The sequence below is a fragment of the Aeromonas sp. s8 genome, assembly GCF_040907785.1.
Lineage (GTDB): Bacteria > Pseudomonadota > Gammaproteobacteria > Enterobacterales > Aeromonadaceae > Aeromonas > Aeromonas veronii.
Genome location: NZ_JBFOCL010000047.1, coordinates 15,315 through 41,414 on the forward strand (window position 1 = coordinate 15,315; position 26,100 = coordinate 41,414).

The 26,100-nt window shown below is 59.9% G+C and carries 25 protein-coding genes; 15 read left to right on the forward strand and 10 right to left on the reverse strand.

The features are described from left to right. Window positions 1-120 precede the first annotated feature (120 nt). The 7 genes from AB5Y86_RS16130 (at window position 121) to AB5Y86_RS16160 (ending at window position 9,222) form a co-directional block, all read left to right on the forward strand. Window positions 121-4,110, forward strand: a complete 3,990-nt coding sequence (locus AB5Y86_RS16130) for an amino acid adenylation domain-containing protein (RefSeq protein WP_368193424.1) — start codon at window positions 121-123, stop codon at window positions 4,108-4,110. Next, window positions 4,107-4,976, forward strand: a complete 870-nt coding sequence (locus AB5Y86_RS16135; RefSeq protein WP_368193425.1) for a hypothetical protein — start codon at window positions 4,107-4,109, stop codon at window positions 4,974-4,976. The genes AB5Y86_RS16130 and AB5Y86_RS16135 overlap by 4 nt, the downstream gene beginning before the upstream one ends. 267 nt (window positions 4,977-5,243) lie before the next feature. Then, window positions 5,244-6,332, forward strand: a complete 1,089-nt coding sequence (gene pdhA, locus AB5Y86_RS16140; protein WP_368193427.1) for a pyruvate dehydrogenase (acetyl-transferring) E1 component subunit alpha — start codon at window positions 5,244-5,246, stop codon at window positions 6,330-6,332. Beyond that, window positions 6,325-7,311 (forward strand): alpha-ketoacid dehydrogenase subunit beta, encoded by a 987-nt coding sequence (locus AB5Y86_RS16145; RefSeq protein WP_041209833.1) that lies wholly within the window; start codon window positions 6,325-6,327, stop codon window positions 7,309-7,311. Before pdhA ends, AB5Y86_RS16145 begins: the two co-directional genes overlap by 8 nt. Continuing rightward, window positions 7,308-8,408 carry a dihydrolipoamide acetyltransferase family protein gene (locus AB5Y86_RS16150; RefSeq protein ID WP_335817746.1) on the forward strand — a complete coding sequence of 367 codons (1,101 nt, stop codon included), beginning with the start codon at window positions 7,308-7,310 and terminating at the stop codon, window positions 8,406-8,408. The genes AB5Y86_RS16145 and AB5Y86_RS16150 overlap by 4 nt, the downstream gene beginning before the upstream one ends. 208 nt (window positions 8,409-8,616) lie before the next feature. Beyond that, entirely contained in the window at window positions 8,617-8,826 is a 210-nt protein-coding gene (locus AB5Y86_RS16155; protein WP_005302803.1) for a cold-shock protein, read from the forward strand. A 90-nt stretch (window positions 8,827-8,916) separates the two neighbouring features. Further along, window positions 8,917-9,222, forward strand: coding sequence for a hypothetical protein (locus AB5Y86_RS16160; RefSeq protein WP_021231075.1), 306 nt, complete (start codon window positions 8,917-8,919; stop codon window positions 9,220-9,222). Here the strand turns inward: AB5Y86_RS16160 and AB5Y86_RS16165 are convergent. Beyond that, window positions 9,209-9,457 (reverse strand): TIGR02647 family protein, encoded by a 249-nt coding sequence (locus AB5Y86_RS16165; protein ID WP_368193428.1) that lies wholly within the window; start codon window positions 9,455-9,457, stop codon window positions 9,209-9,211. The genes AB5Y86_RS16160 and AB5Y86_RS16165 overlap by 14 nt on opposite strands. A gap of 245 nt (window positions 9,458-9,702) precedes the next feature. Here AB5Y86_RS16165 and AB5Y86_RS16170 point away from each other — a divergent pair, with 245 nt between their 5' ends. Both AB5Y86_RS16170 and AB5Y86_RS16175 read left to right on the forward strand, forming a co-directional pair. Further along, complete coding sequence (locus tag AB5Y86_RS16170; protein WP_368193429.1) at window positions 9,703-10,251, forward strand: hypothetical protein; 549 nt, start codon at window positions 9,703-9,705, stop codon at window positions 10,249-10,251. A 159-nt stretch (window positions 10,252-10,410) separates the two neighbouring features. Further along, entirely contained in the window at window positions 10,411-10,803 is a 393-nt protein-coding gene (locus tag AB5Y86_RS16175; RefSeq protein WP_005334204.1) for a DUF2750 domain-containing protein, read from the forward strand. Between the two features lie 94 nt (window positions 10,804-10,897). Here the strand turns inward: AB5Y86_RS16175 and AB5Y86_RS16180 are convergent, their stop codons facing one another. From AB5Y86_RS16180 to AB5Y86_RS16195, 4 genes are all read right to left on the reverse strand, one after another. After that, window positions 10,898-12,748 carry an extracellular solute-binding protein gene (locus AB5Y86_RS16180; protein WP_368193430.1) on the reverse strand — a complete coding sequence of 617 codons (1,851 nt, stop codon included), beginning with the start codon at window positions 12,746-12,748 and terminating at the stop codon, window positions 10,898-10,900. A 127-nt stretch (window positions 12,749-12,875) separates the two neighbouring features. Then, a complete protein-coding gene (locus AB5Y86_RS16185; RefSeq protein WP_368193432.1) occupies window positions 12,876-13,622 on the reverse strand; it encodes a DNA-binding transcriptional regulator YciT in 747 nt (248 codons plus the stop codon). A 94-nt stretch (window positions 13,623-13,716) separates the two neighbouring features. Beyond that, window positions 13,717-16,149: a formate C-acetyltransferase/glycerol dehydratase family glycyl radical enzyme gene (locus AB5Y86_RS16190; protein WP_368193433.1), complete on the reverse strand. Its 2,433-nt coding sequence runs from the start codon at window positions 16,147-16,149 to the stop codon at window positions 13,717-13,719. 4 nt (window positions 16,150-16,153) lie between these two features. Beyond that, window positions 16,154-17,050: a glycyl-radical enzyme activating protein gene (locus AB5Y86_RS16195; protein WP_368193434.1), complete on the reverse strand. Its 897-nt coding sequence runs from the start codon at window positions 17,048-17,050 to the stop codon at window positions 16,154-16,156. A gap of 128 nt (window positions 17,051-17,178) precedes the next feature. Between AB5Y86_RS16195 and fsa the strand changes: the two genes are divergently transcribed. Continuing rightward, window positions 17,179-17,832 (forward strand): fructose-6-phosphate aldolase, encoded by a 654-nt coding sequence (gene fsa / locus AB5Y86_RS16200; RefSeq protein WP_064338299.1) that lies wholly within the window; start codon window positions 17,179-17,181, stop codon window positions 17,830-17,832. Between the two features lie 134 nt (window positions 17,833-17,966). Next, the gene (locus tag AB5Y86_RS16205; protein WP_128816504.1) at window positions 17,967-18,146 is read left to right on the forward strand and encodes a hypothetical protein; all 180 of its coding nucleotides are present in this window, start codon (window positions 17,967-17,969) and stop codon (window positions 18,144-18,146) included. A gap of 18 nt (window positions 18,147-18,164) precedes the next feature. Here AB5Y86_RS16205 and AB5Y86_RS16210 read toward each other — a convergent pair whose 3' ends face one another. Further along, on the reverse strand, window positions 18,165-19,364 hold the full coding sequence (locus tag AB5Y86_RS16210) for an HD-GYP domain-containing protein (protein WP_019446125.1): 1,200 nt from the start codon (window positions 19,362-19,364) through the stop codon (window positions 18,165-18,167). Between the two features lie 168 nt (window positions 19,365-19,532). Here AB5Y86_RS16210 and rsuA point away from each other — a divergent pair, with 168 nt between their 5' ends. Continuing rightward, the gene (gene rsuA, locus AB5Y86_RS16215; protein WP_128816503.1) at window positions 19,533-20,225 is read left to right on the forward strand and encodes a 16S rRNA pseudouridine(516) synthase RsuA; all 693 of its coding nucleotides are present in this window, start codon (window positions 19,533-19,535) and stop codon (window positions 20,223-20,225) included. 18 nt (window positions 20,226-20,243) lie between these two features. On the opposite strand, the gene AB5Y86_RS16220 is transcribed toward rsuA, so the two are convergent. Next, the gene (locus AB5Y86_RS16220) at window positions 20,244-21,143 is read right to left on the reverse strand and encodes a DMT family transporter (RefSeq protein WP_368193435.1); all 900 of its coding nucleotides are present in this window, start codon (window positions 21,141-21,143) and stop codon (window positions 20,244-20,246) included. Window positions 21,144-21,299: 156 nt separating this feature from the next. On the opposite strand from AB5Y86_RS16220, the gene AB5Y86_RS16225 reads away from it, so the two are divergent. Together AB5Y86_RS16225 and yfcE are read left to right on the forward strand one after the other, a co-directional pair. Next, a complete protein-coding gene (locus AB5Y86_RS16225) occupies window positions 21,300-22,937 on the forward strand; it encodes a peptide ABC transporter substrate-binding protein (RefSeq protein WP_368193437.1) in 1,638 nt (545 codons plus the stop codon). A 10-nt stretch (window positions 22,938-22,947) separates the two neighbouring features. Then, window positions 22,948-23,490: a phosphodiesterase gene (yfcE, locus tag AB5Y86_RS16230; RefSeq protein ID WP_368193438.1), complete on the forward strand. Its 543-nt coding sequence runs from the start codon at window positions 22,948-22,950 to the stop codon at window positions 23,488-23,490. Between the two features lie 36 nt (window positions 23,491-23,526). Here yfcE and AB5Y86_RS16235 read toward each other — a convergent pair whose 3' ends face one another. The 3 genes from AB5Y86_RS16235 to flgA all read right to left on the reverse strand — a co-directional run bounded on the left by AB5Y86_RS16235 (window position 23,527) and on the right by flgA (window position 25,035). After that, window positions 23,527-23,943 carry a flagella synthesis protein FlgN gene (locus tag AB5Y86_RS16235; protein ID WP_368193440.1) on the reverse strand — a complete coding sequence of 139 codons (417 nt, stop codon included), beginning with the start codon at window positions 23,941-23,943 and terminating at the stop codon, window positions 23,527-23,529. Next, complete coding sequence (gene flgM / locus AB5Y86_RS16240; protein WP_005334177.1) at window positions 23,940-24,260, reverse strand: flagellar biosynthesis anti-sigma factor FlgM; 321 nt, start codon at window positions 24,258-24,260, stop codon at window positions 23,940-23,942. The genes AB5Y86_RS16235 and flgM overlap by 4 nt, the downstream gene beginning before the upstream one ends. 91 nt (window positions 24,261-24,351) lie before the next feature. Then, on the reverse strand, window positions 24,352-25,035 hold the full coding sequence (gene flgA, locus AB5Y86_RS16245) for a flagellar basal body P-ring formation chaperone FlgA (protein WP_081042809.1): 684 nt from the start codon (window positions 25,033-25,035) through the stop codon (window positions 24,352-24,354). Between the two features lie 144 nt (window positions 25,036-25,179). On the opposite strand from flgA, the gene AB5Y86_RS16250 reads away from it, so the two are divergent. Further along, a complete protein-coding gene (locus AB5Y86_RS16250; protein ID WP_005334174.1) occupies window positions 25,180-26,091 on the forward strand; it encodes a chemotaxis protein CheV in 912 nt (303 codons plus the stop codon). Window positions 26,092-26,100 lie beyond the last annotated feature (9 nt).

The window sequence follows — 26,100 nt, forward strand, 5'->3', positions numbered from 1 at the left end:
GCGCTGCCGATCTGGCAGGCGTGACACTCTCTTTATGGAGGAGGCCAGGCCTCCTCGCTTTTCAGCCATGCGGGCAGGAGCAAGCCGCTGCCCGCTCGATGTTTGCGCAAGGACATTCCCATGGAACAGACAATGGCGATGCGCGCCACCCACCAGCGTGGTGAGCACCCGCGCTGGCCGCTTACCACTGCTCAGGCGGGCATCTGGTTTGCCCAGCAAAAATACCCGCAGAGCCCCGCCTGCAATACCGGCGAGTACTGGCTGCTGGAGGGGGCGCTGGCTCCCCATCACTTCACCCGTGCGGTGCGCCAGACCATCGACGAGATCCCCGGTCTGCACTGCGCTTTTGTTGCCACTGCCGATGGCCCGCAGATGGTGGCCAACCCCGCCTGCTGGCAGCTGGCAGAGCGGGATCTGCGCAGCGAAGCCGACCCGCTTGCGGCCGCGCAGGTCGAGATGCGTGCGCAGCTGGCCGTCCCCTTCAATCTGGCCGGGGGGCCGCTGTTTGCCACCACCCTCTATCGCCTTGGTGAGGGGCGGTGGGCCTGGTTTATCGCCGTGCACCATATCGCCATCGATGGCTTTGGCCTGAGCCTGCTCTGCCAGCGGGTGGCCAATTGGTATGAGGCGCTCTGCGTCGGCGAGCAGCCAGCACCCTGCCACTATGCGACCCAGCAGGAGTTGCTGGCCGAGGAGGTGGCCTATCAGGATTCGCCGCGCGCAGAGCGGGATCGCGATTTCTTCGTGCAGCAGCTGGCCGGGGTGGAGAATCCGGCGTCGCTCTCCCGCCGTCCGGCGCAAGGGCCGGGCCCCACATATCGTCTTGAGCAGCGGCTGGCTGGTCGCCAGTGGCAGGCATTGGTGGCACGGGCGAGTCGTTCGGCCTGTCACCCCTACAGCCTGCTGCTGGCGGCGGTGGCCAGCTATGTGCAGCGGATGAGCGGCGCTGGCGAGGTGGTGCTGGGTATTCCGCTGATGGGGAGGCTAGGCTCAGCGGCGGCCGATACCCCCTGCATGAAGGTCAATGTGGTGCCCCTGCGCATCGAGCTGAGCGGCACCAGCCGGGTAGGGGAGTTGCTGGCACAGGTCGAGCGGCAATTTGCCGCCCTGCGCCGTCATCAGGGCTGCCGTCAGGAGTGGTTGCAACAGCGTCAGCCGGGTCAGCCGCTGTTTGGCCCTCAGGTCAATCTGATGCCCTTTGCCCGCACCCTCAGCTTTGGTGAAGGACACAACCAGGTTCGTGGTGAGGTGCAGGTGCTGGCGGCGGGGCCGGTGGAGGAGTGCGCCTTCTACTTTGCCGAAGAGGCAGGCGCGATGACCCTGATCCTCGAAGCACATCAGGGGCGCTTCAGCCAACAGGAGAGTGAACGTCATCTGGCCCGGCTGCTGGCCTATCTGGCCGCCTGGAGTGAGGCGGATGATGAGGCCCTGACAGTGCGTTTGCCGCTGCTGCTGCCCTGCGAGCAGGCTGAGCTGACGCGCTGGAACCAAACCGACCATCCGTTGCCGACCACTACCTTGAGCGCTCTGCTGGCCGAGGGGCTGGCGGCGGCAGATCAGAGCGCCATCGCGCTGGAGTGTGGCGCCGAGCGCTGGCGTGTGGCCGAGCTGCGCCAGCGAACCCGCCAGCTGGCATGCTATCTGGCGGGGAGGGGCGTGGGCCCCGGTTGTCGGGTGGCGGTAGTGATCCCGCGCTCTCCCGAGCTGATTCTCGCCCAGCAGGCCATCATGGCGGTGGGAGCGGTCTACGTGCCCGTTGATCCGGACTATCCGGCGGAGCGGATCGGCTACATTCTCGCCAGCAGCGATCCCGCGCTGGTGTTGACCAGTCGCACCTTGCGGATGCCGCTCAATGTGGCCGCGCCACTTGTCTGCCTCGATGCCCCCGGTGTGGCAGAGCAGCTGGCGACGATAGACGTGGCGGCGATAGCACCTTGTGATCTGCCAGCCCCCAAACCGGAAGATGCGGCCTACATCATCTACACCTCCGGCTCGACCGGTCACCCCAAAGGGGTGGTGGTGAGCCATGGAGCCATCGTCAACCGGCTGCTCTGGATGCAGCACATGTATCCCATCGGCCCGGCGGATCGGGTGCTGCAAAAGACCCCGGCCGGTTTCGATGTCTCCATCTGGGAGTTCTTCTGGCCCTTTATGACCGGTGCGAGGCTGGTGCTCGCCAAACCGGGCGGCCACAAGGATCCCGCCTACCTTGCCGAGCTGATTGAGCAGGCCGGGATCACCACCTTGCACTTTGTTCCCTCCATGCTGCAGATCTTCGTCGCACAAGCCGAGCCTGCGCGTTGCCGCGCCCTGCGGCAGGTCTTCTGCTCCGGCGAGGCGCTGCCCGCGGATCTGGTGCAGCGCTGGTATGGGATATTTTCAGCTCCCCTGCACAACCTCTATGGCCCGACCGAGGCGGCGGTGGATGTCACCTGGTATCCCTGCCGGGCAGACGAGGCGGTGACCAGCGTGCCCATCGGTTATCCGGTCTGGAATACCTGTATCCACATTCTCGACCCCTGGTTGCAGCCAGTGCCGCCCGGTGTGGCGGGGGAGCTCTGGATCGGCGGCGTGCAGGTGGCGGAGGGCTACTTTGGCCAGCCCGAGCTCACCGCCGAGCGCTTTATTGCCAACCCCTTCGGAGCGGGACGGCTCTATCGCAGCGGCGATCTGGCCGCCTGGCGCGAGGATGGCGCCATCGAGTATCTGGGGCGCCTCGATTTTCAGGTGAAGATCCGTGGCCAGCGCATCGAACTGGAGGAGATCGAGCAGGTGCTGCTGCGCCATCCCCGAGTGGCGCTGGCGGTAGTGTTGGCCCCCGAATTTGCCCCCGGCGATCGCCGTCTGGTGGCCTACGTGGTGGCCGCAGATAGCAGCGAGTTGACGCTGACCGAGTTGGTACCCACCCTTGGCGCAGCCTTGCCTGACTACATGGTGCCGGGGCTTCTGGTAAACCTGGCCGAACTGCCGCTTACCCCCAATGGCAAGCTGGATCGCAAGGGGCTGCCGCTGCCCGACATGGCGTCGGCGGTGGGTCAGTCACTGCCGAAAACCCTGCTGGAGGAGCGGCTCTGTCGCCTCTTCGCCGAGATACTGGGGCTGGCGCGGGTCGGCGCCGACGATAACTTCTTTGCGCTCGGTGGCCACTCCCTGCTGGCGGCGCAGTTGGTGGTGCGTATTGAGGAATCAATAGGACAGGGTCTCACTCTGGCCAGCCTGTTCGAAGCACCGAGCCCTGCCCAGCTGGCGCGCCGTCTTGGCGGCGAGCGGGAGGCCATGCCCATGCTGTTGCCCCTGCGGGCGCATGGTACGCAGTCTGGCACATCGTGCCCCACCCTCTTTTGCGTCCACCCCGCAGGGGGGCTCGGCTGGTGTTATGCGCCGCTGGTGCCCCATCTGCCGACCGATATGGCGGTCTATGCCTTGCAGGCAAGGGCGCTCTGCCAACCGGATGCGCCGCTGCCTGCCAGCTTCGACGAGTTGGCACTCGACTATGTGACCGAGCTGCGTCGTCAGCAGAGCGAGGGGCCCTACTGGCTGCTCGGCTGGTCGCTCGGGGGCATGCTGGTGCACCGGATGGCCGCCATGCTGCAAGAGCAGGGACAGGAGGTGGCCATGTTGCTGCTGCTCGATGCCTACCCCTGCCAGCAGTGGCAGACCCAGCCGTTGCCCGACGAGCAGCGGATGCTCGATGCGCTGCTGCGGATGGGGGGCATTGCGGTTGCGGACGAGGCGATCGATTCCCTTACTCGGGGCGACGTGGTGGCCCGACTGGGGGCAGAGGGGAGTGCGCTGGCCATGCTCGACGAGCAGGTGGTGAGCGCCATGATTGAGCTGGTGGGCCACAACAACCGGCTGATCCGTGAGCCGGTCGACTACTGCTACCACGGGGAGGTGATCTTTATCGAGGCGTCAGCCTCCCGCCAGCCTTGGCTGGATGGACGTGGCTGGGATCCGCTGACAAAAGGGGAGATCCGCTATGAGCGCTTCCCCTGTCTGCATCAGGAGATGGTGCATCCCGACTGGCTGGCGAAGATCGGCGCCCTTATTTGTGAGCGGGTCGATGGGGTCGGGCAACAACCGCACATCCGGCAGGAGGGGGACGCATGACCCCGGTTGCCGCCATCCGGGAAGCTTTGTTGGCGGGCAAACTGGTGGGGCTGGGGGAACCGCATTGGCACCCAGATTTTATCCGGCGCCAGCACGCCTGGTTGTGTGATCCGGCGCTCTGGGGAGTCATGACCGATCTGGTGCTGGAGTGCGGCAACCGCCGCCATCAGGGCTTGCTCGATGCCTGGCTGACGGGGGAGGAGAGCTGGCAGGGTGAGCCGCTGACGCTGGCACGGCTCTATCCGGTCTGGCTTGACTCCTGCGCCTTTCCCGCCTGGATGGCCCCCGAGTTTCCGGCTCTCTTTTCCGCTCTGCGCCAGAGCAATCTGGCGCGCCCCGAACATGTGCGGCTGCGGGTGCATCTCTGCGAGCCCTTATTCGAGTGGCAGGAGATGAGCCCGGAGCTATGGCAGCAACACAACAGTGGGCGGGATCAGGCGCTGGCCGACGATCTTCTTGCACTTCCCGCCCGCGGCGTGGTGGTGCTGGCGGGGGCGCGCCATCTGCTCAAAGTCGCAGGGGACCCCCACTTTGCGCAGCCGACGCTGGGCCAGTTGCTGGAGGCGGCAAGACCGGGCTGGCTGCAGGTGCTTCATCCTTGGCCAATGGCTGATGGAAAGGGAGATGAGAAAGAGGAGCGAGTGTGCGAGCTGGCCGGGATCGCGACTGCCGACCTCTATCCCCACTGGCCGACGCATCCGCCGCTGGAGACTCTTATCGACAGGTTGGTGCGCGTGGCTGACCGGGGACGGGAGATGCGAATTTGCCCCACCTTGCTGGCCGAGCCCTGGCGCAGCCGCTTGCTAAGTCGCACTCACCTGCTGCCAGCTGGCATGGCCCGCCAGCTGCAACAGTGGCTGGCGTAACTGCTGGTTGGCGTAACCGCTGACTTGAGTAACAGAAGGGGGGCAAGGCTCCCTTTTTCAATATTTGGCATCCTGCATTCAGCGCTGCAAAGTTGCACCATTTACGGCATACCTTGCCACTCATCGCCGAAAATTCAGCTCCTTCGCTACTTTAAAGAAGTTTCTACTGGTCTTACCTGAGTAAATCCCTTTGCTTTTTATTTAACAAGGTATTTACATCTAAGTGTCACCAGCATCGGTGACGCCTACAACGGCAAGGAGCCAGTTATGACCCATGTCGACATCCCTTTCCTTCGTTACCTCGATGCGGAAGGGTGCCCGGTCGCCACCTTACCGACCTGGCTGGACAAGGCGATACTGCACACTTTCTACCGCAATATGGTGATGGTGCGCAGCTATGACAAAAAAGCGATTGCGCTGCAACGAACCGGCAAACTCGGTACTTTTCCCTCCCATCTCGGCGCAGAAGCCGTGGGGATTGGCATTGGGCTCGCCATGCAGCCGCAGGATGTCTACGTTCCCTACTATCGGGACATGCCCACCCTCTATGTGCGGGGCGTGCCGATGGAGAAAAACCTGCAATATTGGGGTGGTGACGAGCGGGGCAGTTTTTTTCTCAAACCCGATGGGACTCCCTCTGAAGATCTCCCCATCTGCGTCCCCATCGCCACCCAGATCACCCACGCCTGCGGTATTGCCTCGGCTTTCAAACTGCGTAATCAACCGCGGGTTGCCGTAGTCACCATCGGCGACGGCGGCACCTCCAAGGGGGATTTTCTGGAGGGGCTCAACTGCGCCGGGGTCTGGCACCTGCCGATGGTCATCATCGTCAACAACAACCAGTGGGCTATCTCGGTGCCGCGCAAGCTGCAATCGAGCGCTCCTACGCTGGCCCAGAAAGGGATTGGTGCCGGGGTGCGCAGCCTGCAGGTGGATGGCAACGATGTGGTCGCGGTCTACGATGCCGCGCGCAGTGCCGTCGAGCGGGCCCGCAGCGGCAAGGGGCCGACCCTGATCGAGGCGGTCAGTTATCGTCTCGGCGATCACACCACGGCCGACGATGCCACTCGCTATCGCGATGGGGCCGAGGTCGAAGCAGCCTGGGCGAAAGAGCCGGTCAAGCGGCTGCGCCAGTTTATGCATAGCAAAGGCTGGTGGGATGAAGAGCAGGAGCAGAGCCTGCTGGCGGAAGCCTCCCGGGAGGTAGAGCAGGCGGTCGCCCGTTATGAGGCGATGGCGCCCCAGCCGCCGGAGGCGATGCTCGATTATCACTACGCCAGCCTGCCCGCCGAACTTTTACCCCAGCGCGAGCGAGTGATTGCCAAGGGGATGAAGCAGGAGGTTGGCCATGAGTGAGATCAGTTTACTGGAAGCGGTCAACATGGCCCTTCACTACGAGATGGAGCACGACCCGGATGTGGTGGTGCTCGGCGAGGATGTCGGGGTCAACGGCGGGGTGTTTCGCGCCACTGTGGGCCTGCGCGACAAGTTCGGTTTCAAGCGGGTGATCGACACGCCGCTGGCCGAGGGATTGATCGCCGGGGTGGCGGTCGGCATGGCGACCCAGGGGCTCAAGCCGGTGGCTGAGTTCCAGTTTCAGGGTTTCATCTTCCCCGGGATGGAGCAGATCATCTGTCAGGCGGCGCGGATGCGAAACCGCACCCGTGGCCGCCTCTCCTGTCCTCTCGTCTATCGCTCCCCGTATGGCGCGGGCATTCATTCGCCTGAACATCACAGCGAGAGCGTCGAGGCGCTGTTTGCCCATATTCCGGGGCTACGGGTTGTGATCCCCTCCAGCCCGAGACGCGCCTATGGCCTGCTGCTCTCGGCCATCCGCGATCCGGATCCCGTGATGTTTTTCGAACCGGACCGCATTTATCGCTCGATGAAATCCGAGGTGGTGGATGACGGTGTCGGCCTGCCGCTGGATGTCTGCTTTACCCTGCGCCCGGGCCGGGATATCACGGTAGTGGCCTGGGGAGCCTGCATTCAGGAGGTGATGCGGGCGGCGAACCTGTTGGCCGAGCAGGATATCCAGTGCGAGGTGCTGGATCTGGCCACCATCAAGCCGCTGGATATGGAGACCATCCTCACCTCGGTGCGCAAGACCGGTCGCTTGCTGGTGGTGCACGAGGCGTGTGGCAGCTTCGGGGTCGGGGCCGAAATTGTGGCGCGAGTGACCGAGCAGGCACTTCCCTGCCTCAAGGCGCCGCCCAAGCGGCTGACCGGCGTGGATGCCGCCGTCCCCTACTATCGCAACGAAGCGTATTACCTCATCACCGAGCAGGATATCGCCGATGCGGCTCACCAGCTGATGGAGAACCAGTGGCTATGAAATTTTTCAAATTACCGGATCTGGGTGAAGGGTTGGCCGAAGCCGAGATCGTCGAATGGAAGGTGAGTGCCGGTGATACCGTCGCGGTCGATCAGGTGCTCTTGTCGGTGGAAACGGCCAAAGCGCTGGTGGATGTGCCCTCTCCGGTAGCCGGGGTGATTGCCCGTCTCTGCGGCGCCGAGGGGGATATCCTCCATATCGGTGCGCCGCTGGTGGAGTTCGAGGGGGGCGAAGATGATGGCACCGTGGTGGGCAAGGTGAGCGCCCATCAGCAACATATCGAGGATCACTTCGTGGTGGGGGCCATTGCCCCGGGGGGATCGCTGGTGCAAGCCATGCCTGCGGTGCGACTGTTGGCACAAAAACTGGGTCTGGATATCGACAGGATCAAGGGAAGTGGCAGCGGCGGCATGGTGACCGAGCTGGATGTGCAGCAGGCATTCGAGGCCCAGCAAAGCAGTGGCAACGAATTCCTCAAAGGGTCACGGCGGGCCATGGCCAAGGCGATGGAGCTCTCTCATCAGACTGTGGTGCCGGTCAGCATCACCGATGAGGTGGATTTACGTCACTGGCGCCCTGATGAGGATGTGACGGTGCGCCTTATCAAGGCCATTGGCGTGGCGTGCCGCGCCGAGCCCTCGATGAATGCCTGGTTTGATGGCGACACCCTGTCACGGCGGCTGTTCAAAGAGGTCAATGTGGCCATCGCGGTGGATTCAAAGCATGGCCTCTATGTGCCAGTGATGGAGAACGTGGCCGAGCGGGAGGGGGCTGATATCCGGCAGGGGCTGGATCGGATGATCGCCGATGTGAAGGCGCGCGCCGTGCCGCGCGAGATGTTGCAGGGGGCGACCATTACGCTCACCAACTTCGGTGCCATCGCAGGCCGTTATGCCAGCCCTATCGTGACGCCGCCGCAGGTAGCCATCATAGGAGCAGGCAAACTGTTCGAAAAAGTGGTGTTCATACATGGTGAAGCGCGTCCCGTCAGGGCATTGCCGCTGTCGATGACATTTGACCACAGAGCCTGTACTGGCGGGGAGGCGGCTCGTTTTCTCAGAGCACTGGTCGAAGCGTTGGAAGCAGCTACCTTATAACGGTTTGTGCCCTGTCATTGGCAGGGCACAAATTTGTTTGCGTAATCTACAAAGCCACGTATAATCCAAACCAGCTTGAAAGGGCGATAGTTATGTCAATGAATACGATGTTTCACATCTTGTCCTGTTGTTCATAAGTTAATCCCGTTTTTTGAGCTTTACCCGCTGAAAAGCATAAGTAATTATTTTGAATACAGGTTTAAAAGATATGTCTAACATGATCACCGGTACCGTTAAGTTTTTCAACGAAACCAAAGGTTTTGGCTTCATCCAGCAAGAAAACGGCCCGGACGTTTTCGTTCACTTCAGCGCCATTCAAGGTAACGGTTTCCGTACCCTGGCTGAAGGTCAGCGCGTACAGTTCTCTGTGACCCAAGGTCAGAAAGGCCCGCAGGCTGAGAACGTAACCGCTCTGTAATTCTTACAGAATTTAAGAAAGCCGTGGTACCTCTGGTGCCACGGCTTTTTGTTTATCTGGCTTCTGCTACTGACTCCCATGTGCTGAATCATGTTGTTATCGCTCCTGCTTGCTGCCACCTTGACTCCGACGTCCGATGCGCCGGTACCGGTTCAATCCGCGATGGAAGCACAGGTGATTTGCCAGCAATTTGTCCAGGTCCGGATAGGCGCTGCGCTGCAACCCGATGAGGTAAATGCGCGACTGGTACCTGAAAGGGAGGGGGAGTGGCTGGTGGATGGCAAAGTAAAAGGACCCGAAGGTCCTTTGCTGTTTGCCTGTCATCTTCACCAAGGGGAGCGCTGGGAGCTACTCAACTTTTCACTCTGGGCACCACAGCCGGTCAAAGCGGTTTGAGTGCGACCAGCAGATGTTGCAGGTGTTCAACCATGGTCATGCCAAACGGGGTGAGATAGCCACCATCTTCTGCGCTGATGAGCCCCTGTTGGTGCAGACGGGCTGCCGCCCGGCACAACTCTTCAGACATATCGCTGCGTAATTTAATCCCCAGGCTCATGTTGGCCGGATCAAAGCATGCCAGTATTTTCAAATCGTTCACGAATTCGTTAGAAACCTGGTCGATCCCAATCATGGATTTACTCCTTACGCTAAAGATGTATGCAAACTAGCATCCCCGGATCCACTTTAGTGGGCGCTGGCTCAAATTATTGACCTTTGGCTGGATGCTGCGTTTCAAATGCTGTTTTTTTCGGCGTAATCAGATGGTTGGCTGACAGCTTCGCCAAGGGCCGAGCCGGACCAAACGTGGTAGGATAGGGCACTTCTTTATATCGGACGGTCTATTGGTGGCTGTTCGCCCTGTTCAAGGTATCGCTCATGGTCAAGATCACTCTGGTATCCCTGCTGCATTCACTTTGTGCCCGCTTTCCGGTTTACCCCGCTGCTTCGTTGACGTCCCTGCTGGATGCCCATCAGGGCGAGGTATGGTTGCCTGCACGCAAGGGGGCCGACATTGCACTGTTGCGCAAGCATGCCAAGGGGGCTCATGAGCTGGCGTCACTCGATGCGGGCTGGTGTGATTTTGCCGCCAGCGACAGCGGTGATACACCCGAGCTGGATGCACTGGCCAACTACGATACAGAGATGATGGATAACCTGCTGATGTACTGGCACACCGCCGCCAAGATCAATAGCCCGATCACCGATAACCTGTTCGAGTTGCGCCGCGAGGTGGTAGGTGAAGCCCATGGCGGAAAGCTTGCCGCTCTCTGGGAGCAACAACAACAGCAGCGATTTGAGCAGTTGATGAAAAGTGCGGCTGACGGTCGGGATCAACTCTGTTTCGTCGAAGTAGAGTCTGCCTACTGGCTGCGACAGAAGTTGAGCGAGCAACCTGATGTAGAGCTGATCACCCCTGCGCTGTAAAAGGGGCAATATGATGGCTGGCGGTCTCGTTATCGAGGAGGCTGCTCTATCCTTATTGGCGTCATTGTCCTCCCCATCCGGTGCCAAGGGGCTGCAAGCTGGACAAGCTGACGACAAGATGTGAACATGGCGCCCTTTATCGAGAGAGAGACTTGGCCAATGAGCTATGAACTGAGCGACACCGAGCGCAATGCCGCGCTGCAACTGAACGCTGATTACCGTTACGATCACTTCATCAGCAAGCTGGTCGAGCATGAAGAGCTGTTCGTCCTGACTGACGAGCATGGCGTCATGATGCTGACCACCGACGATGAAGATTGCATCCCGGTATGGCCGCACCCGGAGTACGCCAAGGCGTGGGCCGAAGGCGAGTGGGCCGATTGCAAGCCGCAGTCCATCACCCTCAAGGTGTGGCTGGAGCGCTGGGTTGACGGTATGGAGCAGGACGAGCTGTGTGTTGCCGTGTTCCCGACCCCGGATCAGGAAGGCATCGTACTGGAGCCGGCTGACGTGGCTGACGCTATTGCCGAGAAGCAGGCCAAACGCGGCTGATCACCGAGCTATTCGCAACACCGGTTGCCAACAAAGACCCCGCTATCTGGCGGGGTCTTTGTTTTAGGTCTGTTTGCCAAACGAGTTGTGGCTATCAGGGCTGGCGATAGGTGGTGTCGATGATGGGCTCGGCCGGGAAAGTCTTGCCACTCTTAATGGCTGCTCTGGTCTCGGATTTTAGCTCTTCATCGATCCATAGCAGACCGCCATAGCTGTAACCGCTGTTGTCGCCACCGAGGGGCCAGTAGAGCTGCTCGCTCTTGGGGGGGGCGGGTACTTTTGGCAGTTTGATCCAGCGCCATGCCCCTTCCCGAGTGTAGGGCACCTGATAGGCGGGGACGAAGCTTGCCAGCTCATAGAGCCGCTGCTGGATCTGCCGTGACAGGGCCGCCTTTTTGGCAAAGTCGAACTCCTTGTCATACTGCTCCACCAGTGCTGTGATGGCATCGTCATCGATGTTCATGATGTTGTTGGTCTGGGGCTTGTTGGCGTTGACCTTGTGGAAGAACTCCCAATAGGCGGGATAGCGGCTGCCCGCCCAGGCCATCCAGGCGCTCTGGTGCTTTTTCTCCAGCATCGATTTGAAACCAGCCGATGCATCCATCAGGTTGAGCTCCAGATTAAGCCCCGCCTTCTTGGCCTCTTCCCGCAACAGCGTGAGCCGCTGGGCATGCTCTGCGGTGGTGTAGGTGATGGCGAGGGTCAGTGACTGCCCCTTGTCGTTTTGCAAAATCCCCTGTGGCCCCACTTTGTTAAAGCCTGCCTTGGCAAAGTATTCCCGTGCCAGTTTGGGATCGAACGGACGGGCCTTGATCTCGCTGTTGGTAAACTCACCCTGACCTGAGCCATAACTGTTGAGTCGCTGGTAATCCCCCCGCAGCAGGGTGGTGAGCATCTTGTCGAGGTTGAGGGCATGCTGGATCCCGAGCCGCACATCGAGATTATTCAGCAGCGGATCGGCGGTGTTGAGATAGAGCCCCATTGGCGATTGCGGGGTCTGGTTGTAGAACCAGGTACGCGCGATATAACCCTTCTCGAACTCCGCGGTGTTGGTCTTGTCGTGCCACCAGTTGGGCATCACCAGCGGGAAGGTGTCGAGATCGCCGCGCAGGAAGTGCTGCCAGGCGATGTTCAGATCCCTGAGCACCTTGATCTCGATCCGCGCAGGATTGAAGCGATGCTGGAAGTAGCGCTCGTCATCCCCCCACCAGTTTTCAATCCGCTTGAAGGTGACCGATTTACCCTTTTTCACCTGATCGATCTGATAGGGGCCGGTGACTGGCAACACCTTCCAGTTGTACTCCTTGACCCAGTTGGCGGTGAGCTTGATGGCGTGGCTCGGCTCCGGGCTGATGGGCAGTGACTCGAGCAGATCCTGGCGGCTCTTTTCGGTGCCGCTGGTGATGGCCAGGGTGTGATCATCAAACTTGGTGATATCGGCTATCTGGGTGCTGTAGTAGTTGTTGTACCAGGGGTCGTTGATCTCTTTGCTGCGCATCATCTTGAGGGTAAAGAGCCAGTCATCGGCGGTGACCGGCTGGCCGTCTGACCAGCGCGCCTTGGGATTGATGCGAAAATAGAGGGTCTTGTTGTCGGCGCCGAAAGCCCACTCGTTTGCCAGCATCGGCATGGGGTTGCCGGTAACGGGATGAGTGCTCAGCAGTGGCAGGTTGGTTTCCCGCACGTAACCGGCAAAGCCGCCGTTGGAGTCGGGGCCATATTTGCGCAGGGTCAGGGGGAAGCTGGTCATAAAGGTGCGAAAGGTGCCGCCGCGTTTGGCGGCCGGATCGGCATAGAGAGGATCCTGGTTGTTGCTCTCCCACTTCAAGTCGGCAGGCAGCGTGGCACTCCAGCCAAACGGGCTCCAGCACAGGGCCAGTGTGATGGCGGTGGCGCGAATGATAGGGGAGAGTCGGCGCTCCCCGGCGGTGATGGTCGATGGCATGTCCTTGCTCTCCTGAAGTCTGCTTCCTGCAGATCACGCACTGGTGATGTCAGTCCCGATGGGGACTGGCTCATCATGAAAATTTTATCCTGTCAGGTCAATGAAATAGCGTGAATTAGCGGGTGGCCTAGGCCGCAACGCAGTGCAGGGTGATCCCCTTGGCCGCGATGGCGGCCCGCATGGGGGCGGGCAGGGCATCGTCGGTAACCAGCTCGTTGATCTGGCCCGGCGCGCCAAGCTGGCTCGGGTGGATGGCGCCAAATTTGCTGCTGTCGGTGATCACCACATTGCTCATCCCCTTGGCCAGCACGCTGTTGACCACGTCGGCCCGCATCATGTCGCGGCCGGTGAAACCCATCTCGGGATGAAAACCGTCGACCCCGATAAAGGCCTTGGAGAAGTGCACCTGCTCGATGCAGAGGCGAGTGAGCGGCCCTACCACGCTCTCGCTCTGATGCTGGAACAGCCCGCCGAGCAGCACCACCTGAGCCGGGGTGTCTTTGAGCAGATGGGCGATATAGCTGCTGATGGTGATGATGGTGACCCGTTTGTGCAGGGCCAGATGGCGCGCCAGCATGGCGTTGGCGCTGCCCCCCTCGATAAAGACTGTTTCGCCATCCTCTACCAGCTGGGCTGCCCGCTCGGCGAGGCGCTCCTTGAGCAGGTAATTGATGTTCATCCGGGCATCCGGGTCATCGGTCTCCAGCGCCATGGCCGAGCCGTGTACCCGTCTGAGCAGTCCCTGCTTCTCCAGCGCGGTGAGGTCGTTGCGCACCGTCACCTCAGACACGCCTGTGTGTCGGGAGAGTTCACTCACGCTCATCTTGCGAGCCTGATGGACCAGAGTGAGGATCAGTTGGTGGCGTGGATTCATGGTGCGCTCACATGCAAGGTGGTGGATAGCGGCAAGCCACCCGTGGGGTGGCTTGCCAATCATATGACGTCACAGGCGCCATGGGGGCGCCCCGTCAGAGACTGTGCTCGGTGCGGGCGATGATATCATCTTGCGCATCCGGGGATAAGGCGGTGAAGAAGGCCGAATAGCCCGCCACCCGTACCACCAGATCCCGGTACTGATCGGGATGGGCCTTTGCTGCCAGCAGGGTCTCGCGCGAGACAATGTTGTACTGCACGTGCCACCCCTTGTGCACCTCGAAGAAGGTGCGCAGCAGGCTCATCAGCTTGGCCTTGTCCCGCTCGTTCTCAAGGCTCGTCGGACTCAGCTTCTGGTTTAGCAGCACCCCGCCGAGAATGGCCGCCGTGGGCAGCTTGCCGATGGAGTTGAACACCGCCGTCGGGCCGAGACGATCCGAGCCCGACGAGGGGCTGGCCCCTTCGGCCAGCGGCGTGCGGGCGTGGCGGCCATCCGGGGTGGCCATGGTGGCGGCACCGAAGGGGACGTTGGCGGAGATGGAGGAGGTGCCGGCATAGTAGGTACCGCCGATGGGGCCGCGGCCGAAGCGGGTGTTGTGCAGTCCCTTGAGCTCGTCGATGTAGCTCTGGTACGCCTGCACCAGCAGCAGGTCAACCTCGTCCAGATCGTTGCCATATTTGGGGGCGGCATTGGTGAGGCGCTGGCGCAGCTGCTCCCCCACCAGCCCGGCAAAGTCTTGTTCCAGTGCGGCAGCCAGCTCTTGCTGATCCACAATCCCTTGCTCGAACACCAGTTTCTTCAGGGCTGCGAGGCTGTTACCGAGGTTGGCGATCCCCACCTGCAGACCGGAGACCCAGTCATAGACGGCGCCCCCCTCCTTGATGGTTTTGCCGCGCTCGATGCAGTCATCCACCAAAGTGCTACAGAGGATGTCATGGGCCTGCGCCTCCAGCACGCTGTCGACCACGCAGTCGATCTCGATGGATTTGCGGGTGAAGTAGCGCACCTGCTCATCCCAGCGGGCCATCACTTCGTCAAAGTTGCCAAAGCTCCCTTCCCGCAGCGACTGGGGCTGGGGCAGGAATACCTGGCCTGTGGTGGCATCGCGGCCACCATCGAGGGAGGCCAGCAGGATGCGGGCGAAGTTGATAAAGCTCATGCCGGTGCAGCGGTAGCCCCACTTGCCGGGCACGGCGGTCTCGATGCAGCCGATGGCGGCGTAGTGGTGGGCATCCTCCACGCTTACCCCGAGCTTGATGAACTCGGGGATCACCACCTCGTCGTTGTTGAAGGCGGGCATGCCAAAGCCGCAGCGGATCACCTGAATGCAGGCGTCGAGGAAATCCTCGCTCATCCCGGCGTGGTAGCGCACCGACAGGTTCGGCTGGGTGGATCTCAGCTGGCCGCAGGACTCCAGAATCGCGTAGGAGAGGCCGTTGACTGCGTCATGGGCTGCACCATCCCGCCAGTTCTGGCCGCCGATGGTGACGTTCTGATAGAGCGGGCTGCCGGCGGAGGCCTTGGAGTGGGTGCCGGAGCGGATCTTGTTCACCTCCAGCAACTTGAGCCAGCACCCTTGCAGCAGTTCGATGGCGCGCGTCCGATGCAGGGATTCCGACAATTCCACCTCGCGGCGATACCAGGGGTAGAGGTACTGATCCATCCGGCCAAACGACACCGAGTGACCGTTGGATTCGATCTGCAGGATGAGCTGGATAAAGTAGCAGAGCTGCAGCGCCTGCCAGAAGGTCTCGGGGGGCTGGTGGGCGATGTGGGCGCAGTTGAGTGCGATGGTCTCAAGCTCGTTTCGGCGCTCGGGGCGAGATTCTTGTGCTGCCATATCATGGGCAAGTGCGGCGTAGCGCGAGATGTGAGCGCTGACCGCATCCAGAGTGATGGCGACGGCGTGCAGGAACTGCTCGCGCTGCAGATCGGCCCAATCCGCCAAATCCAGCCGACTGCGCCGCTCGGCCACCTTGGCCTTGAAGCCATCGAGCCCCAGCGTGAGCAGCTCCTCATAGTTGACCGCGAGGTGGGCATCCCCCGAGGTCATGTTGCCCTCGGCCTTGATGATGCCGCTCTCCAGCAGCGCTTTCTGCTCATCGGTAAAGAGGCCGAAGCAGCGATCCTGCACCGTCTGGCCACGCCAGAAGGGGGTGAGGGCGTGGATGATCGCCTTGTCGGTTTCGCTGACGGCAAAACCGGCGCCGGGACGGTCTGCCAGCTCGTCGATCTCCTTCTCAATCCAGCTCACCGTGTATTCGGGAAACAGCGGCGCCGCCCGTACCTGACTGGCCTGATTGCCGACGATAAGCTCGTCGTGCTTGATCCAGATGGTGCGCTCCTTGAGGTGATGGGCCAACGCCAGAGCGCGGCGCACCGGCAGCGGCCGGGCGAGATGAGCCTGATAGGCCTCGGTGTAGTGGCGGGCACGCTCGGTGCAGACCGGTGGCTGAACGATGTGGATTAGGCTCTCTTTGTGGGCGCGGATCCGTGGGCTGAGGGTATTGAGGTCGAGCTGGGTCATGATCTTATCCTCTGGTCACAGGGGTCAGCCCCTGACGTTGGGCGTATGCGTGGGCAAAGCTGAGTAAATCGGGATCGTCGAGCGGTGTCTCCGGCGCCTGATAGGGCAGATCCAGCAGGGCATATTTGCCCACGCCTAAGGTGTGGTAGGGGAGGAAATGGATCTCCTGCACCGTGCCGAGGCTGGCGGCAGTGTCGGTGATGGCGCTGATCGATGCGTGGTCGGCATTGAAGCCGGGAATGAGTGGCACCCGGATCTGCATCGGCACGCCGTGCTCGGCGAGGCGTTTGAGGTTCGCGATGGGCAACTCTACCTTGCCGCGGGTCCAGTTGAAGAAACGCTCCTTGTCCACGTGTTTAAGATCCGCCAACACCAGATCCAGTGAGGGGAGGCTTGGCTCAATCTGATGCCAGGGCACATGGAGGCAGCTCTCAACCGCCGTGTGCAGCCCTTCGGCCTTGCAGCGGGCCAGCAAAGCGGCGGCAAAGTCGGGCTGCATAAACGGCTCGCCACCGGAGAGGGTTATGCCACCGCCGCTGCGCTCGAAGAAGGGACGATCCCGCAAGATGGTGTCCATCAGGGTGTCCAGCGTTTCATCGCGGCCGCACACCTGCAGCGCTTCGCTCGGACAGAGGCCGCGCAACCGTTCCATATCATCGGCCTTGAGGTCAGAACGGCTGAGCTGGATGCCCTCGCTGTCACGCAAGATTGCCGGACAGGCCTGGCAGCAGAGCTGACATCCCTCGATGCACTGGCGCCGGTCGAGTAGTATGTCCGGCTTGGGAGAGCGGCTTTCCGGGTTTTGACACCACAGACAGGCCAGCGAGCACCCCTTGAGAAACACCAGGGTGCGAATGCCGGGGCCGTCGTGAGTTGAATATCGTTGCAGGTCGAAAATCATACCGCCTCCTTTTGTATGTGTATTCTATTTGCTTTCATTCGAAAGTTGATTTGATTTCGATCAAGCTGTTTGCAGATGTTTTATCGCTAGAATGGCGACATATTGAACATCCCGTTAAGGAGTTAGAGATGGAGCTGTATCTCGATACCGCCGATGTGGCGGCAGTGCGTCGCTGGTCACGGATCCTGCCGTTGGCCGGTGTCACCACCAATCCTTCCATTACCGCCGCCGGGGGATTGCCGCTGAGCGAGCTGCTGCCCGCCCTGCGCGACGTGCTGGGGCCCAAGGCGCGCCTGTTTGCCCAGGTGATGGCCAAAACCGAAACCGAGATGGTGCGCGAGGCGTTCGCCCTGCGTGAGCTGGACCCGGATCTGGTGATCAAGATCCCGGTATGTGCAGAGGGGCTGGCGGCCATCAAGAGCCTGACCGCCAACGGTGTGCCGACCCTGGGCACCGCTGTCTATACCCCGCTGCAGGGCTGGCTGGCGGCGGTGGCGGGGGCGGAATATGTCGCGCCCTACGTTAACCGGCTGGATGCCCAGGGGGGCGATGGCATTGCCACCGTGCAGGAGTTGCAACAGCTGCTTGCGCTGCACGCACCGAACAGCAAGGTGCTGGCGGCGTCATTCCGTACCCCGCGCCAAGCGCTCGACTGCCTGCTGGTCGGTTGCCAATCGATCACCTTGCCGCTCGATGTGGCGGAGCAGCTGCTGAACGTGCCGGCGGTGGATGCGGCGCTGGTGAAGTTCGATCAGGATTGGCAGCGCGCTTTCGGTCGCTGATCCCGGTGGCAAGCTGATTGCCGTGATTGAGGGGGGGGTGGGGTGAAGAAGCGCGGGTGATGGGGATTGACCGACTAGACTTGAAACAGGTGGCCACGTTCGCTGGCCGCCTCGCTGTCTACCGGAGGTATCCCATGAGCGACCATCTGCTACTCCCCCATGGTGAAGATTTGCGTCGTGCGGTGCGTTGGCTCAGCGAGCATCATCAGCACGATATCGCCGCCATTGAAGAGGCCAGCCTGCGTTTTGATCTCTCGCCGCTGGATGAGGAGTTTCTGATCCGGCACTGGCTCGACAGCCAGCGCCAATCATGAATATCTGAGGTGAGAGATTTAGAAGAAGTTGGCGAGGTTGATGCCAAACTCTTTGGGGTCGACCGTGTTTTCGATGCTCTCCTGCACCCCTGACTTGGCCAGATCCAGCCACTGTACCTCGAGGTAGTGACGCTGGGTGGCGTGATAGATCACCTTGACCACCGGCTTGAGCGGCTGCTGCTCGTTGCGCTGCATCACGATAGCAAGGCGCTGGTTTGAGAGCTGTACCAGAGTGCCCACCGGATAGACTCCCATGCACTTGATGAACTTGGTGACCAGTTCGGCATCAAAGTGCTGATTGATCCCCTTGAGCAGAATGCGGAAGGCCTGGGTCGGCTGCATACCTGCTTTGTAGACCCGATCCGCGGTGATGGCATCATAGACATCGACGATGCCGCTCATCCGGGTATAGAGAGAGAGCTGCTCCCCCTTGAGTCGCTGCGGGTAGCCGGAGCCATCGAGCCGCTCGTGGTGGTTGGCGGCCACCTCCAGCATGGTGGGGGTAATGCCAGGGGTATTGCTGAGGATCTCGTAACTGTGCACCACATGCTGGCGCATGATGGCGAACTCCTCGTCGGTCAGCTTGCCCGGTTTGTGGAGCACCTCGTCCGGGGTCATGATCTTGCCCACATCGTGCAGCAGGCCACCCAGGGTCAGCTCCTTGAGCACGCTGCGCTCCAGTCCCAGATAGCGGCCAAAGTTGGCCAGCAGAATGGCCACGTTCATGGAGTGCTCCATCAGGTAGGCATCCTTGGCGCGAATACGGGCCAGACAGAGCATGGCATCGCCGTGGGTGAACATGGTGTCCACCATCTCTTCGGCGACTTCGGCCAGCGGGGTGATGTCGATGGGTTCACCCGCTTTGAGGTGGCGAATGAACTTGCCTTGCAGCTCGCGCGCTTCCTGATAGAGGCGGCGGATTTTAAGCTCCCGTCCTTCGCCGTTGGCACTGGCACGGCGCCCTACCTGGGCGCTGTTGGCATTGAGGTCGGGGGAGGTAACGGCGTCACTCTCGGCACTGCCCAGCTTGCTGCGGGCCAGATCGATGCGTACCGTGAGCACCCCCTGACGCACCAGATTGGCAATTTGCGCCACGCTGGTCACCAAGCCCATCTGGGCGATCTCCATCCCACCTGTCTGGCTGGCGATAGCAATGACATACATGCCGGGTTTCAGCTGGTTGACGGGAATGACGGGATAGGATGCTTGAGACTTCATGAGGGCTTCCTGACTCTTATTATTATGAGTATCGTTCGGATGGATCACACCGGAGAAGTGTAACATCGGATGACCAGTTCGTCATAATTGGCAACCCCTTAACAGTGGCGTTGTCGCCCCCGCCCGATATAATGACGCCCCTTTACTTGTTGGACTCCGAGGTTGTGAATGCGGCTTGATAAATTTCTGTGCGATTGTTCCGATTTGACCCGCTCGCTGGCAGGCAAACTGATCCGTCAGGGCGAGGTCATGGTGGATGGTATTGTGGTCAAGCAGCCCGCCTTTCATATCAATGAGCAGAGCCAGATCGAGTTTGACGGCGTGCTGCTGACGCTGGAGCAGCGCAACCGCTATTTCATGCTGCACAAGCCGGAAGGGTATGTCTGCTCCAACGAGGATCCGGATCACCCGACCGTCTTCTTCCTGATGGATGAACCGGCGATGGGCAAGCTGCACGTAGTGGGTCGCCTCGACCTCGATACCACGGGTCTGGTGCTGGTGACCGACGATGGTCAATGGTCCCACCGCATCACCTCGCCGCGCCACGAGTGTGCCAAGACCTATCACGTCTGGCTGGCCGATCCGGTGAGCCCGGATGCAATCGAGCTGTTCGCCGAAGGGGTCTACCTGCGTAACGAGACCGATAAAACCCGTCCTGCCCAGCTGGAAATTCTCGGCGAGTGCGAGGCCCGCCTGACCATCCACGAAGGCAAGTACCATCAGGTCAAGCGGATGTTTGCCTCCATCGGCAACAAGGTCGTTGGCTTGCATCGCGAGCGGGTGGGCGGTTTGACGCTGGATGACGAGCTGGCACCCGGTGAATACCGCGAGCTGACCGCTGAGGAGATTGCCCTGTTCTGATCAGGGGGGGGCCGGGTGTCAGTGAGTGCTGAAACCCAGCACCAGCGCGGTGCCCAGGGTGGCAATCAGTGCCCCCGCCCAGGCGGCAATGGATGGCCGCTCCCCCGAGTGCCACCACAACAGCGGCAGCAGCAGTACCGGTGTGGTAGAGGAGAGAATGGCCACCATGCCCACCTCGCCCTGCCGCAGCGCCATCAGGATCAGCGTCATCCCCAGCCCCATCGCCAGAAAACCGTTGGTGGCAATCATAGCGAGGATCTGGCGATTGACCGGTTTGAGCGGCATGGCCAGCGGCAAGCGCCCAAGCCGCAGGACGCAGTGGGCCAGCAGGGCACTGCCCATCCGGATACCCGATGCACTCACCGCATCCACCTCACCACTCATCATCACCGGCTTGGCGATGATGGCTCCCACGCTTTGACACAGTGCCGCCGTCAGGCCAAGGCCTATTCCCAGCGCCAGATTGCCACGGATCTGCTCCCACTCGTTGCTGCTACTGCGTCTGCCAAACAGGATCGCCAGCATCACGCCAGCAAAGACCAGCATGGCTCCCAGCAGTCGCCAGCCCGTCAGCTGTTCATTAAAGAGCCAGAGCCCAAGCAGGGCGGAAAACAGCGCATGGCAGGAGAAGAGCAGGGCACTGCGTCTTGGCCCCAACCGGTTCATGCAGGCAAACAGCGCGGTATCGCCCACGAAGATGCCGACCAGCCCCGAGATGGCGAGCAGGGGCAGGGCGCTTGCGGTGAGGGTTTGCCAGCCACCGGTGAACAGACTCATGGTGCCGAGCATCAGGCTGACCAGAAACATGCGCCAGCGGCTGTAGGCAAATGCGCCGAGATGACGGGCCGGTTTGACCGAAATTAGCGCTGCAATTGCCCATAAACTGGCCGACGCGAGGGCCAGCCACTCATAACCCATAAAAACTCCTGAAAAAATTAACCCGAAAGACTCCATCTCCCGGGCAAGCCCGATACAATACGGGGCGTTTTCGGGGATAACAAGAGCGGCATCAGGCATTCATCAGGCGCGCCGTCGGCCTTCCCCTCCTGCAGTGGTTTTATTCGAGGTTTTGTCATGAGGTATGGTTTCTTCCCCAAGCTGGCGCAACGCTGGCTCTCCCCGCTATTGCTTGCCGTGCTGGCAGGGCCACTGGCCCATGCCACCACCGTTGAGCGGCAGCCTCTGCTTGCCGATCGGCAAACCCTGGTAAAGGGCAACGGTGCCGAGCCGGAGTCGCTGGATCCGGCGCTGGTGCGCTCCGGTTTTCCGGGGGAGGCGGTACTGGTCGATCTGTTTGAAGGGCTGGTCAGCGAAGATGGGCAGGGGAATATCGTTCCTGCTCAGGCACAGCGCTGGGAGGTGAGTGAAGATGGGCTGGAGTGGCGATTCTTCCTGCGCCCTCAACTGAAATGGTCCAATGGCGAGCCGCTGGTGGCCGCTGATTTTGTCTATGCCTGGCGCCGTCTGCTCGATCCGGCCATCAACTCCCCTTCTGCCGGATTGCTGCTGGCAACGGGGATCAACAATGCGCAATCTATCTATGCCGGTGCGCTGGAGCTCGGCAATCTTGGCATTGAAGCGCAAAGCGATCAGATTTTGAAAATCACTCTGGAGCGGCCGGCTCCCTATTTCCTGCAGCTCATCAGTCAGCGCCCCTTTGTGCCAATCAATCAGAAGGCGATAGCCAAATTTGGCAAGCAGTGGACCGAGCCCGGCAAGCTGGTGAGCAATGGTGCTTACCGGCTGACAAGTTGGACGCCAAACGAGCGGATAGAAGCCGAGCGCAATATCCACTACTGGGATGACCTTCACACCCGTATCGGGCGTGTCACCTATCTGCCTATCACCTCGCAACATGCCGAACGGCTGCGCTATGAGGCTGGTGAAATCCAGCTCACCAACAAGGTCTCCCTCGGCTATTACCAGAAGATGAAGCGCGAGTCTCCGGAGCGGCTCTGGGGCTTGCCGCTGTTTGGCACCTATCTCTATGCGTTCAATTTGAAGCGACCCGAACTGCAGGATGTGCGGGTGCGTCAGGCGCTCTCCATGGCGGTTGATCGACAGCAGCTCATTGGGTCGGTGAGCGGGCAGGATGAACAGGCGGCATGGTCGCTGTTGCCGGAGATGCCGGGTTACCCCCGGGTGATATTGCCTGTGGCGCTTGAAGATATGCCAACCCGCCAGGCCAAAGCGGCAGCGTTGCTGTCAGCGGCCGGGTATAACAGTGCCAATCCACTCAAGCTGAGCATTACCTACAACAGCGCAGAAACCCACAAGCAGATGGCGATGGCCATTGCCGCCATGTGGCAGAAGCTGGGGGTGCAGGTCACCCTCAACAGTCTGGAGTGGGGCGCCTATCAGGTGGCCAAGGATAGCGGTGATTTCCAGGTGGCCAGAAGCTTCCTGTTTGGCGATTACGTGGAGCCGTCAGCCATGCTGGGCAGCTTCCGTTGTCAGGATCTGCGCAACGAGAGCGGCTACTGCAATCCCGACTTTGATCTGCTGCTGGAGCAGGCGGCCAATACGCTGGACAGCGCGAGCCGGGTTGAACTCTACCGGCATGCCGAACAGTTGCTGCTTGAGGAGGCGCCGATCCTCCCCGTGTATCATTACAATCAGATGAGACTGGTCGATCCCGCGCTGCGAGGGCTGCCCAGCCAGAATTTGAAAGGGACGATTGCCACCAAGGATCTCTATTTCAGCCCGCAGTGAGGAGCATTTCATGAAACTTGCCATCATTTCCGACATCCACGGCAGCATCATTGCGCTGGAGCGGGTGCTGACCCAACTTGAGCCCTGGCAGCCGGATCACTATCTGCTGCTCGGCGATCTGCTCAACCATGGCCCGCGCAATCCTCTGCCGGGGGGATATAACCCGGCCGCGGTGGCCGATCGGCTCAACGAGTTGGCACCGCAGATCATCGCGGTGCGGGGCAATTGTGATTCCGAAGTGGATCAGATGCTGTTGCGCTTTCCCATCACCGCCCCCTACAACCAGTTGCTGATTGATGAGCGGCGCTGGTTTGTCAGCCATGGCCATCTTTATCGCCCGGACGAGGTTCAGCTTCCGGCGGGTAGTCTGTTCCTGAGCGGCCACACCCATGTGCCGGTGCTGGAGTGGCAGGGGGAGCGGGTATTGATGAACCCGGGGTCAATCTGTTTCCCGCGCGGCGAATTGCCTGCCAGTTACGGGAGCTATGAGGACGGAGTATTGCGCGTCAATGCGTGTGAGGACGGGCGAGAGTTGTTGCGACTGGTGCTTTAAAACGGAGAGCAAAAATGCAAGGCCTGATAAGAGATGTCAGGCCTTGATACCGTAGGAGCGGGTGCCAGAGCGAGTGTTACCCTTGGCGTCATAGGTGAGGCTGTTGCGATCGCGCAGCTGACTCAGAAAGGTTGCCAGACGACGGTTGGAGACGATGCTCAATTCAAGCAAGCGACCGTTGACATCATTTTGTGCCTGGCAAGCATCCAGTTTTGCACGAAGCTGTGCCATCTCGTCGGGATAGGCTGCCAGCTGCAGTGCCAGTTCCGGCATTTCTGCCAGTGTCTTGTCCAGCGTTTCTATCGCAGCAAGCAACTGCTGTTTGCGCTCGGTCAGTGCGGGCAGGGCCAGTGCCTGATGCTGTTCGAGCAAGCTGAACTCCTCTTCCAGAATGCCTTGCATCTGGCTGAGGTAATCATCTTGGGTGTGCAGTAACGAAGGTAAATCCATCATCCCAGAACTTTGTCCAGATTGGCCTCGAAACTGAACATCTTCTTGGCCACAGCGTCGCTGTTAACCTGATATTCGCCACTCGCGACGGCTTTTTTCAGCCGTTCGACCTTGCTCTCATTGCCGGTCGAGGCGGTATTGAGGTTTTGTTGCATCTTTTGCAATTGTTGCGCCTCACTGGTCAAGGAGACGGAGTCCAGCTTGACAGTAGCCGCTTTGTTTTCGGGCGATGAGGTGACTGACTTGCTGCCTGTCCCCTGGCTATTAGCGGTATTTTGCAACCGATTATTCGCCAAGTTGTTGATATTGTTGATGGCCATTTTAGTTACCTTCGTCTGCTTTAAGGTTTGCTTACCTGTTTATCGGTGCGGCAGATCAAAACTTTAGAAAAAAGTTGTCAAGGATCCGGATTTAAAAAGTGACCGATACGGCACCTACCGCACTGACTTTACCCTCAACGGTTTTGCCGGAGCGAATATTGACGAGTTTGATGATCTCTCCGAAGCTGCCATCTTGCAAGGCTCGGGCCATGGTTTTGATCTGGAAGTTGCTGTTTTCTGCCGTCAAGGTGACCTGATCCCCTTTGCACACGACACAAACCTGGCTCAAACGGATGGGTTGCCCCGGTTTTAGCTCCCGCTTGCTGCGTACTCCGACAAGAGGGGCGGTGTCAGTCAGGTAGTCGCCGCGGATCAGGGTCTGATCCTGATAGGCCAACACCAGCTGGCTTTCGCTCAGCAGGTCCCCCTTGGCGATGGGGTTGGTCACAGTGACATAGGGCTTTTGAATACTGACACGCACCGGGAGATAGACGTCCCAAGGTTTGTCTTCCTCACACTTAAGGTAAACTGTTGTATTGCGGCGAATTTCCATTTTTGCTGGTAAGCTGATGGTGAGCAGATCTTCGCAGCGGGTCAGTGGGAGCCGTTCATCCAGCGTGGCAGAGGTAACCTCGGCTCTGGCATCCAACGGAATATCCAGCTGGCTATAAACGAACTCTTGTGCCTTTTCTTGCAGATAAGTAGTGACGTCCGAGGCGTAGCTGGAAGATATGCTGCCAAAAAAGAGGCTGATGAGTAAAAGTCGGTTAATCATTTTCGCTCGTTGGTCGATAAGTTGTTCACGCATATCACCATATTTAACTATGATTGCTTCAGAATCTGTTCGTTGTCACATCGATAGTCTGACGCAATCCATCACGCATGCATGATTAATGCCAAGCGTTTTTAGGGAGTGTTTATGGCCAGTATCCTGGACTCGGTCAACCAACGTACCCAGCTAGTGGGGCAAAACCGGCTGGAGTTGTTGTTGTTTCGTCTCAATGGACGTCAAAGATTTGGCATCAACGTATTCAAAGTGCGTGAAGTGTTGCAGTGCCCCCCCTTGACCGTGATGCCAAAATTGAACTCCTGCATTCGCGGAGTGGCTCATATTCGTGGCCAGACGATCTCGGTTATCGACCTCAGCATGGCGGTTGGCAAACGCCCGATTGATGATCTGAGCAAATGCTTCATTATCATCTCCGAGTACAACCGCTCTATTCAGGGCTTTTTGGTGCATTCGGTCGAGCGCATCATCAATATGAACTGGGAATCCATCCTGCCTCCGCCCAAAGGTGCGGGTCGCATCAACTACATGACAGCAGTGACTGAAGTCGATGGCGAGTTGGTCGAAATCCTTGATGTTGAGCGGATATTGAACGAAATTTCGCCGGTTGCAACGGATGTTAGTGAGGAGTTGGTTCAGGCCAGTGTCGACCACCCGACTCTGGGGCGTCCTGTTCTTGTTGCGGATGACTCCTCAGTGGCACGCAAACAGGTACAACGTGCGCTTGAGGCTATCGGTGTCGAGTGCGTGTTGGCAAAAGATGGCCGCGAAGCATTGAACATGCTGCTGGAAATGACCAAAAATGGTCCTATCAAGGATCAGGTTGCGCTGGTTATTTCGGATATTGAAATGCCGGAAATGGATGGCTATACCTTCACTGCCGAGATCCGGAATAATCCCAATCTCAAGGATTTGCATGTTATTCTGCACACCTCGCTCAGTGGAGTATTCAACCAGGCAATGGTGCAGAAAGTTGGTGCGAACAATTTTATCGCCAAGTTCCAGCCTGATGAATTGGCCAAGGCCGTACAAAACGCACTCTAATAAAGAAGA

Bases quoted from the DNA above. Each gene is read 5' to 3' on its own strand.
- AB5Y86_RS16130 (WP_368193424.1), top strand. From the start codon at position 121: ATGGAACAGACAATGGCGATGCGCGCCACCCACCAGCGTGGTGAGCAC.
- AB5Y86_RS16135 (WP_368193425.1), top strand. From the start codon at position 4,107: ATGACCCCGGTTGCCGCCATCCGGGAAGCTTTGTTGGCGGGCAAACTG.
- pdhA (WP_368193427.1), top strand. From the start codon at position 5,244: ATGACCCATGTCGACATCCCTTTCCTTCGTTACCTCGATGCGGAAGGG.
- AB5Y86_RS16145 (WP_041209833.1), top strand. From the start codon at position 6,325: ATGAGTGAGATCAGTTTACTGGAAGCGGTCAACATGGCCCTTCACTAC.
- AB5Y86_RS16150 (WP_335817746.1), top strand. From the start codon at position 7,308: ATGAAATTTTTCAAATTACCGGATCTGGGTGAAGGGTTGGCCGAAGCC.
- AB5Y86_RS16155 (WP_005302803.1), top strand. From the start codon at position 8,617: ATGTCTAACATGATCACCGGTACCGTTAAGTTTTTCAACGAAACCAAA.
- AB5Y86_RS16160 (WP_021231075.1), top strand. From the start codon at position 8,917: ATGTTGTTATCGCTCCTGCTTGCTGCCACCTTGACTCCGACGTCCGAT.
- AB5Y86_RS16165 (WP_368193428.1), bottom strand. From the start codon at position 9,457: ATGATTGGGATCGACCAGGTTTCTAACGAATTCGTGAACGATTTGAAA.
- AB5Y86_RS16170 (WP_368193429.1), top strand. From the start codon at position 9,703: ATGGTCAAGATCACTCTGGTATCCCTGCTGCATTCACTTTGTGCCCGC.
- AB5Y86_RS16175 (WP_005334204.1), top strand. From the start codon at position 10,411: ATGAGCTATGAACTGAGCGACACCGAGCGCAATGCCGCGCTGCAACTG.
- AB5Y86_RS16180 (WP_368193430.1), bottom strand. From the start codon at position 12,748: ATGCCATCGACCATCACCGCCGGGGAGCGCCGACTCTCCCCTATCATT.
- AB5Y86_RS16185 (WP_368193432.1), bottom strand. From the start codon at position 13,622: ATGAATCCACGCCACCAACTGATCCTCACTCTGGTCCATCAGGCTCGC.
- AB5Y86_RS16190 (WP_368193433.1), bottom strand. From the start codon at position 16,149: ATGACCCAGCTCGACCTCAATACCCTCAGCCCACGGATCCGCGCCCAC.
- AB5Y86_RS16195 (WP_368193434.1), bottom strand. From the start codon at position 17,050: ATGATTTTCGACCTGCAACGATATTCAACTCACGACGGCCCCGGCATT.
- fsa (WP_064338299.1), top strand. From the start codon at position 17,179: ATGGAGCTGTATCTCGATACCGCCGATGTGGCGGCAGTGCGTCGCTGG.
- AB5Y86_RS16205 (WP_128816504.1), top strand. From the start codon at position 17,967: ATGAGCGACCATCTGCTACTCCCCCATGGTGAAGATTTGCGTCGTGCG.
- AB5Y86_RS16210 (WP_019446125.1), bottom strand. From the start codon at position 19,364: ATGAAGTCTCAAGCATCCTATCCCGTCATTCCCGTCAACCAGCTGAAA.
- rsuA (WP_128816503.1), top strand. From the start codon at position 19,533: ATGCGGCTTGATAAATTTCTGTGCGATTGTTCCGATTTGACCCGCTCG.
- AB5Y86_RS16220 (WP_368193435.1), bottom strand. From the start codon at position 21,143: ATGGGTTATGAGTGGCTGGCCCTCGCGTCGGCCAGTTTATGGGCAATT.
- AB5Y86_RS16225 (WP_368193437.1), top strand. From the start codon at position 21,300: ATGAGGTATGGTTTCTTCCCCAAGCTGGCGCAACGCTGGCTCTCCCCG.
- yfcE (WP_368193438.1), top strand. From the start codon at position 22,948: ATGAAACTTGCCATCATTTCCGACATCCACGGCAGCATCATTGCGCTG.
- AB5Y86_RS16235 (WP_368193440.1), bottom strand. From the start codon at position 23,943: ATGATGGATTTACCTTCGTTACTGCACACCCAAGATGATTACCTCAGC.
- flgM (WP_005334177.1), bottom strand. From the start codon at position 24,260: ATGGCCATCAACAATATCAACAACTTGGCGAATAATCGGTTGCAAAAT.
- flgA (WP_081042809.1), bottom strand. From the start codon at position 25,035: ATGATTAACCGACTTTTACTCATCAGCCTCTTTTTTGGCAGCATATCT.
- AB5Y86_RS16250 (WP_005334174.1), top strand. From the start codon at position 25,180: ATGGCCAGTATCCTGGACTCGGTCAACCAACGTACCCAGCTAGTGGGG.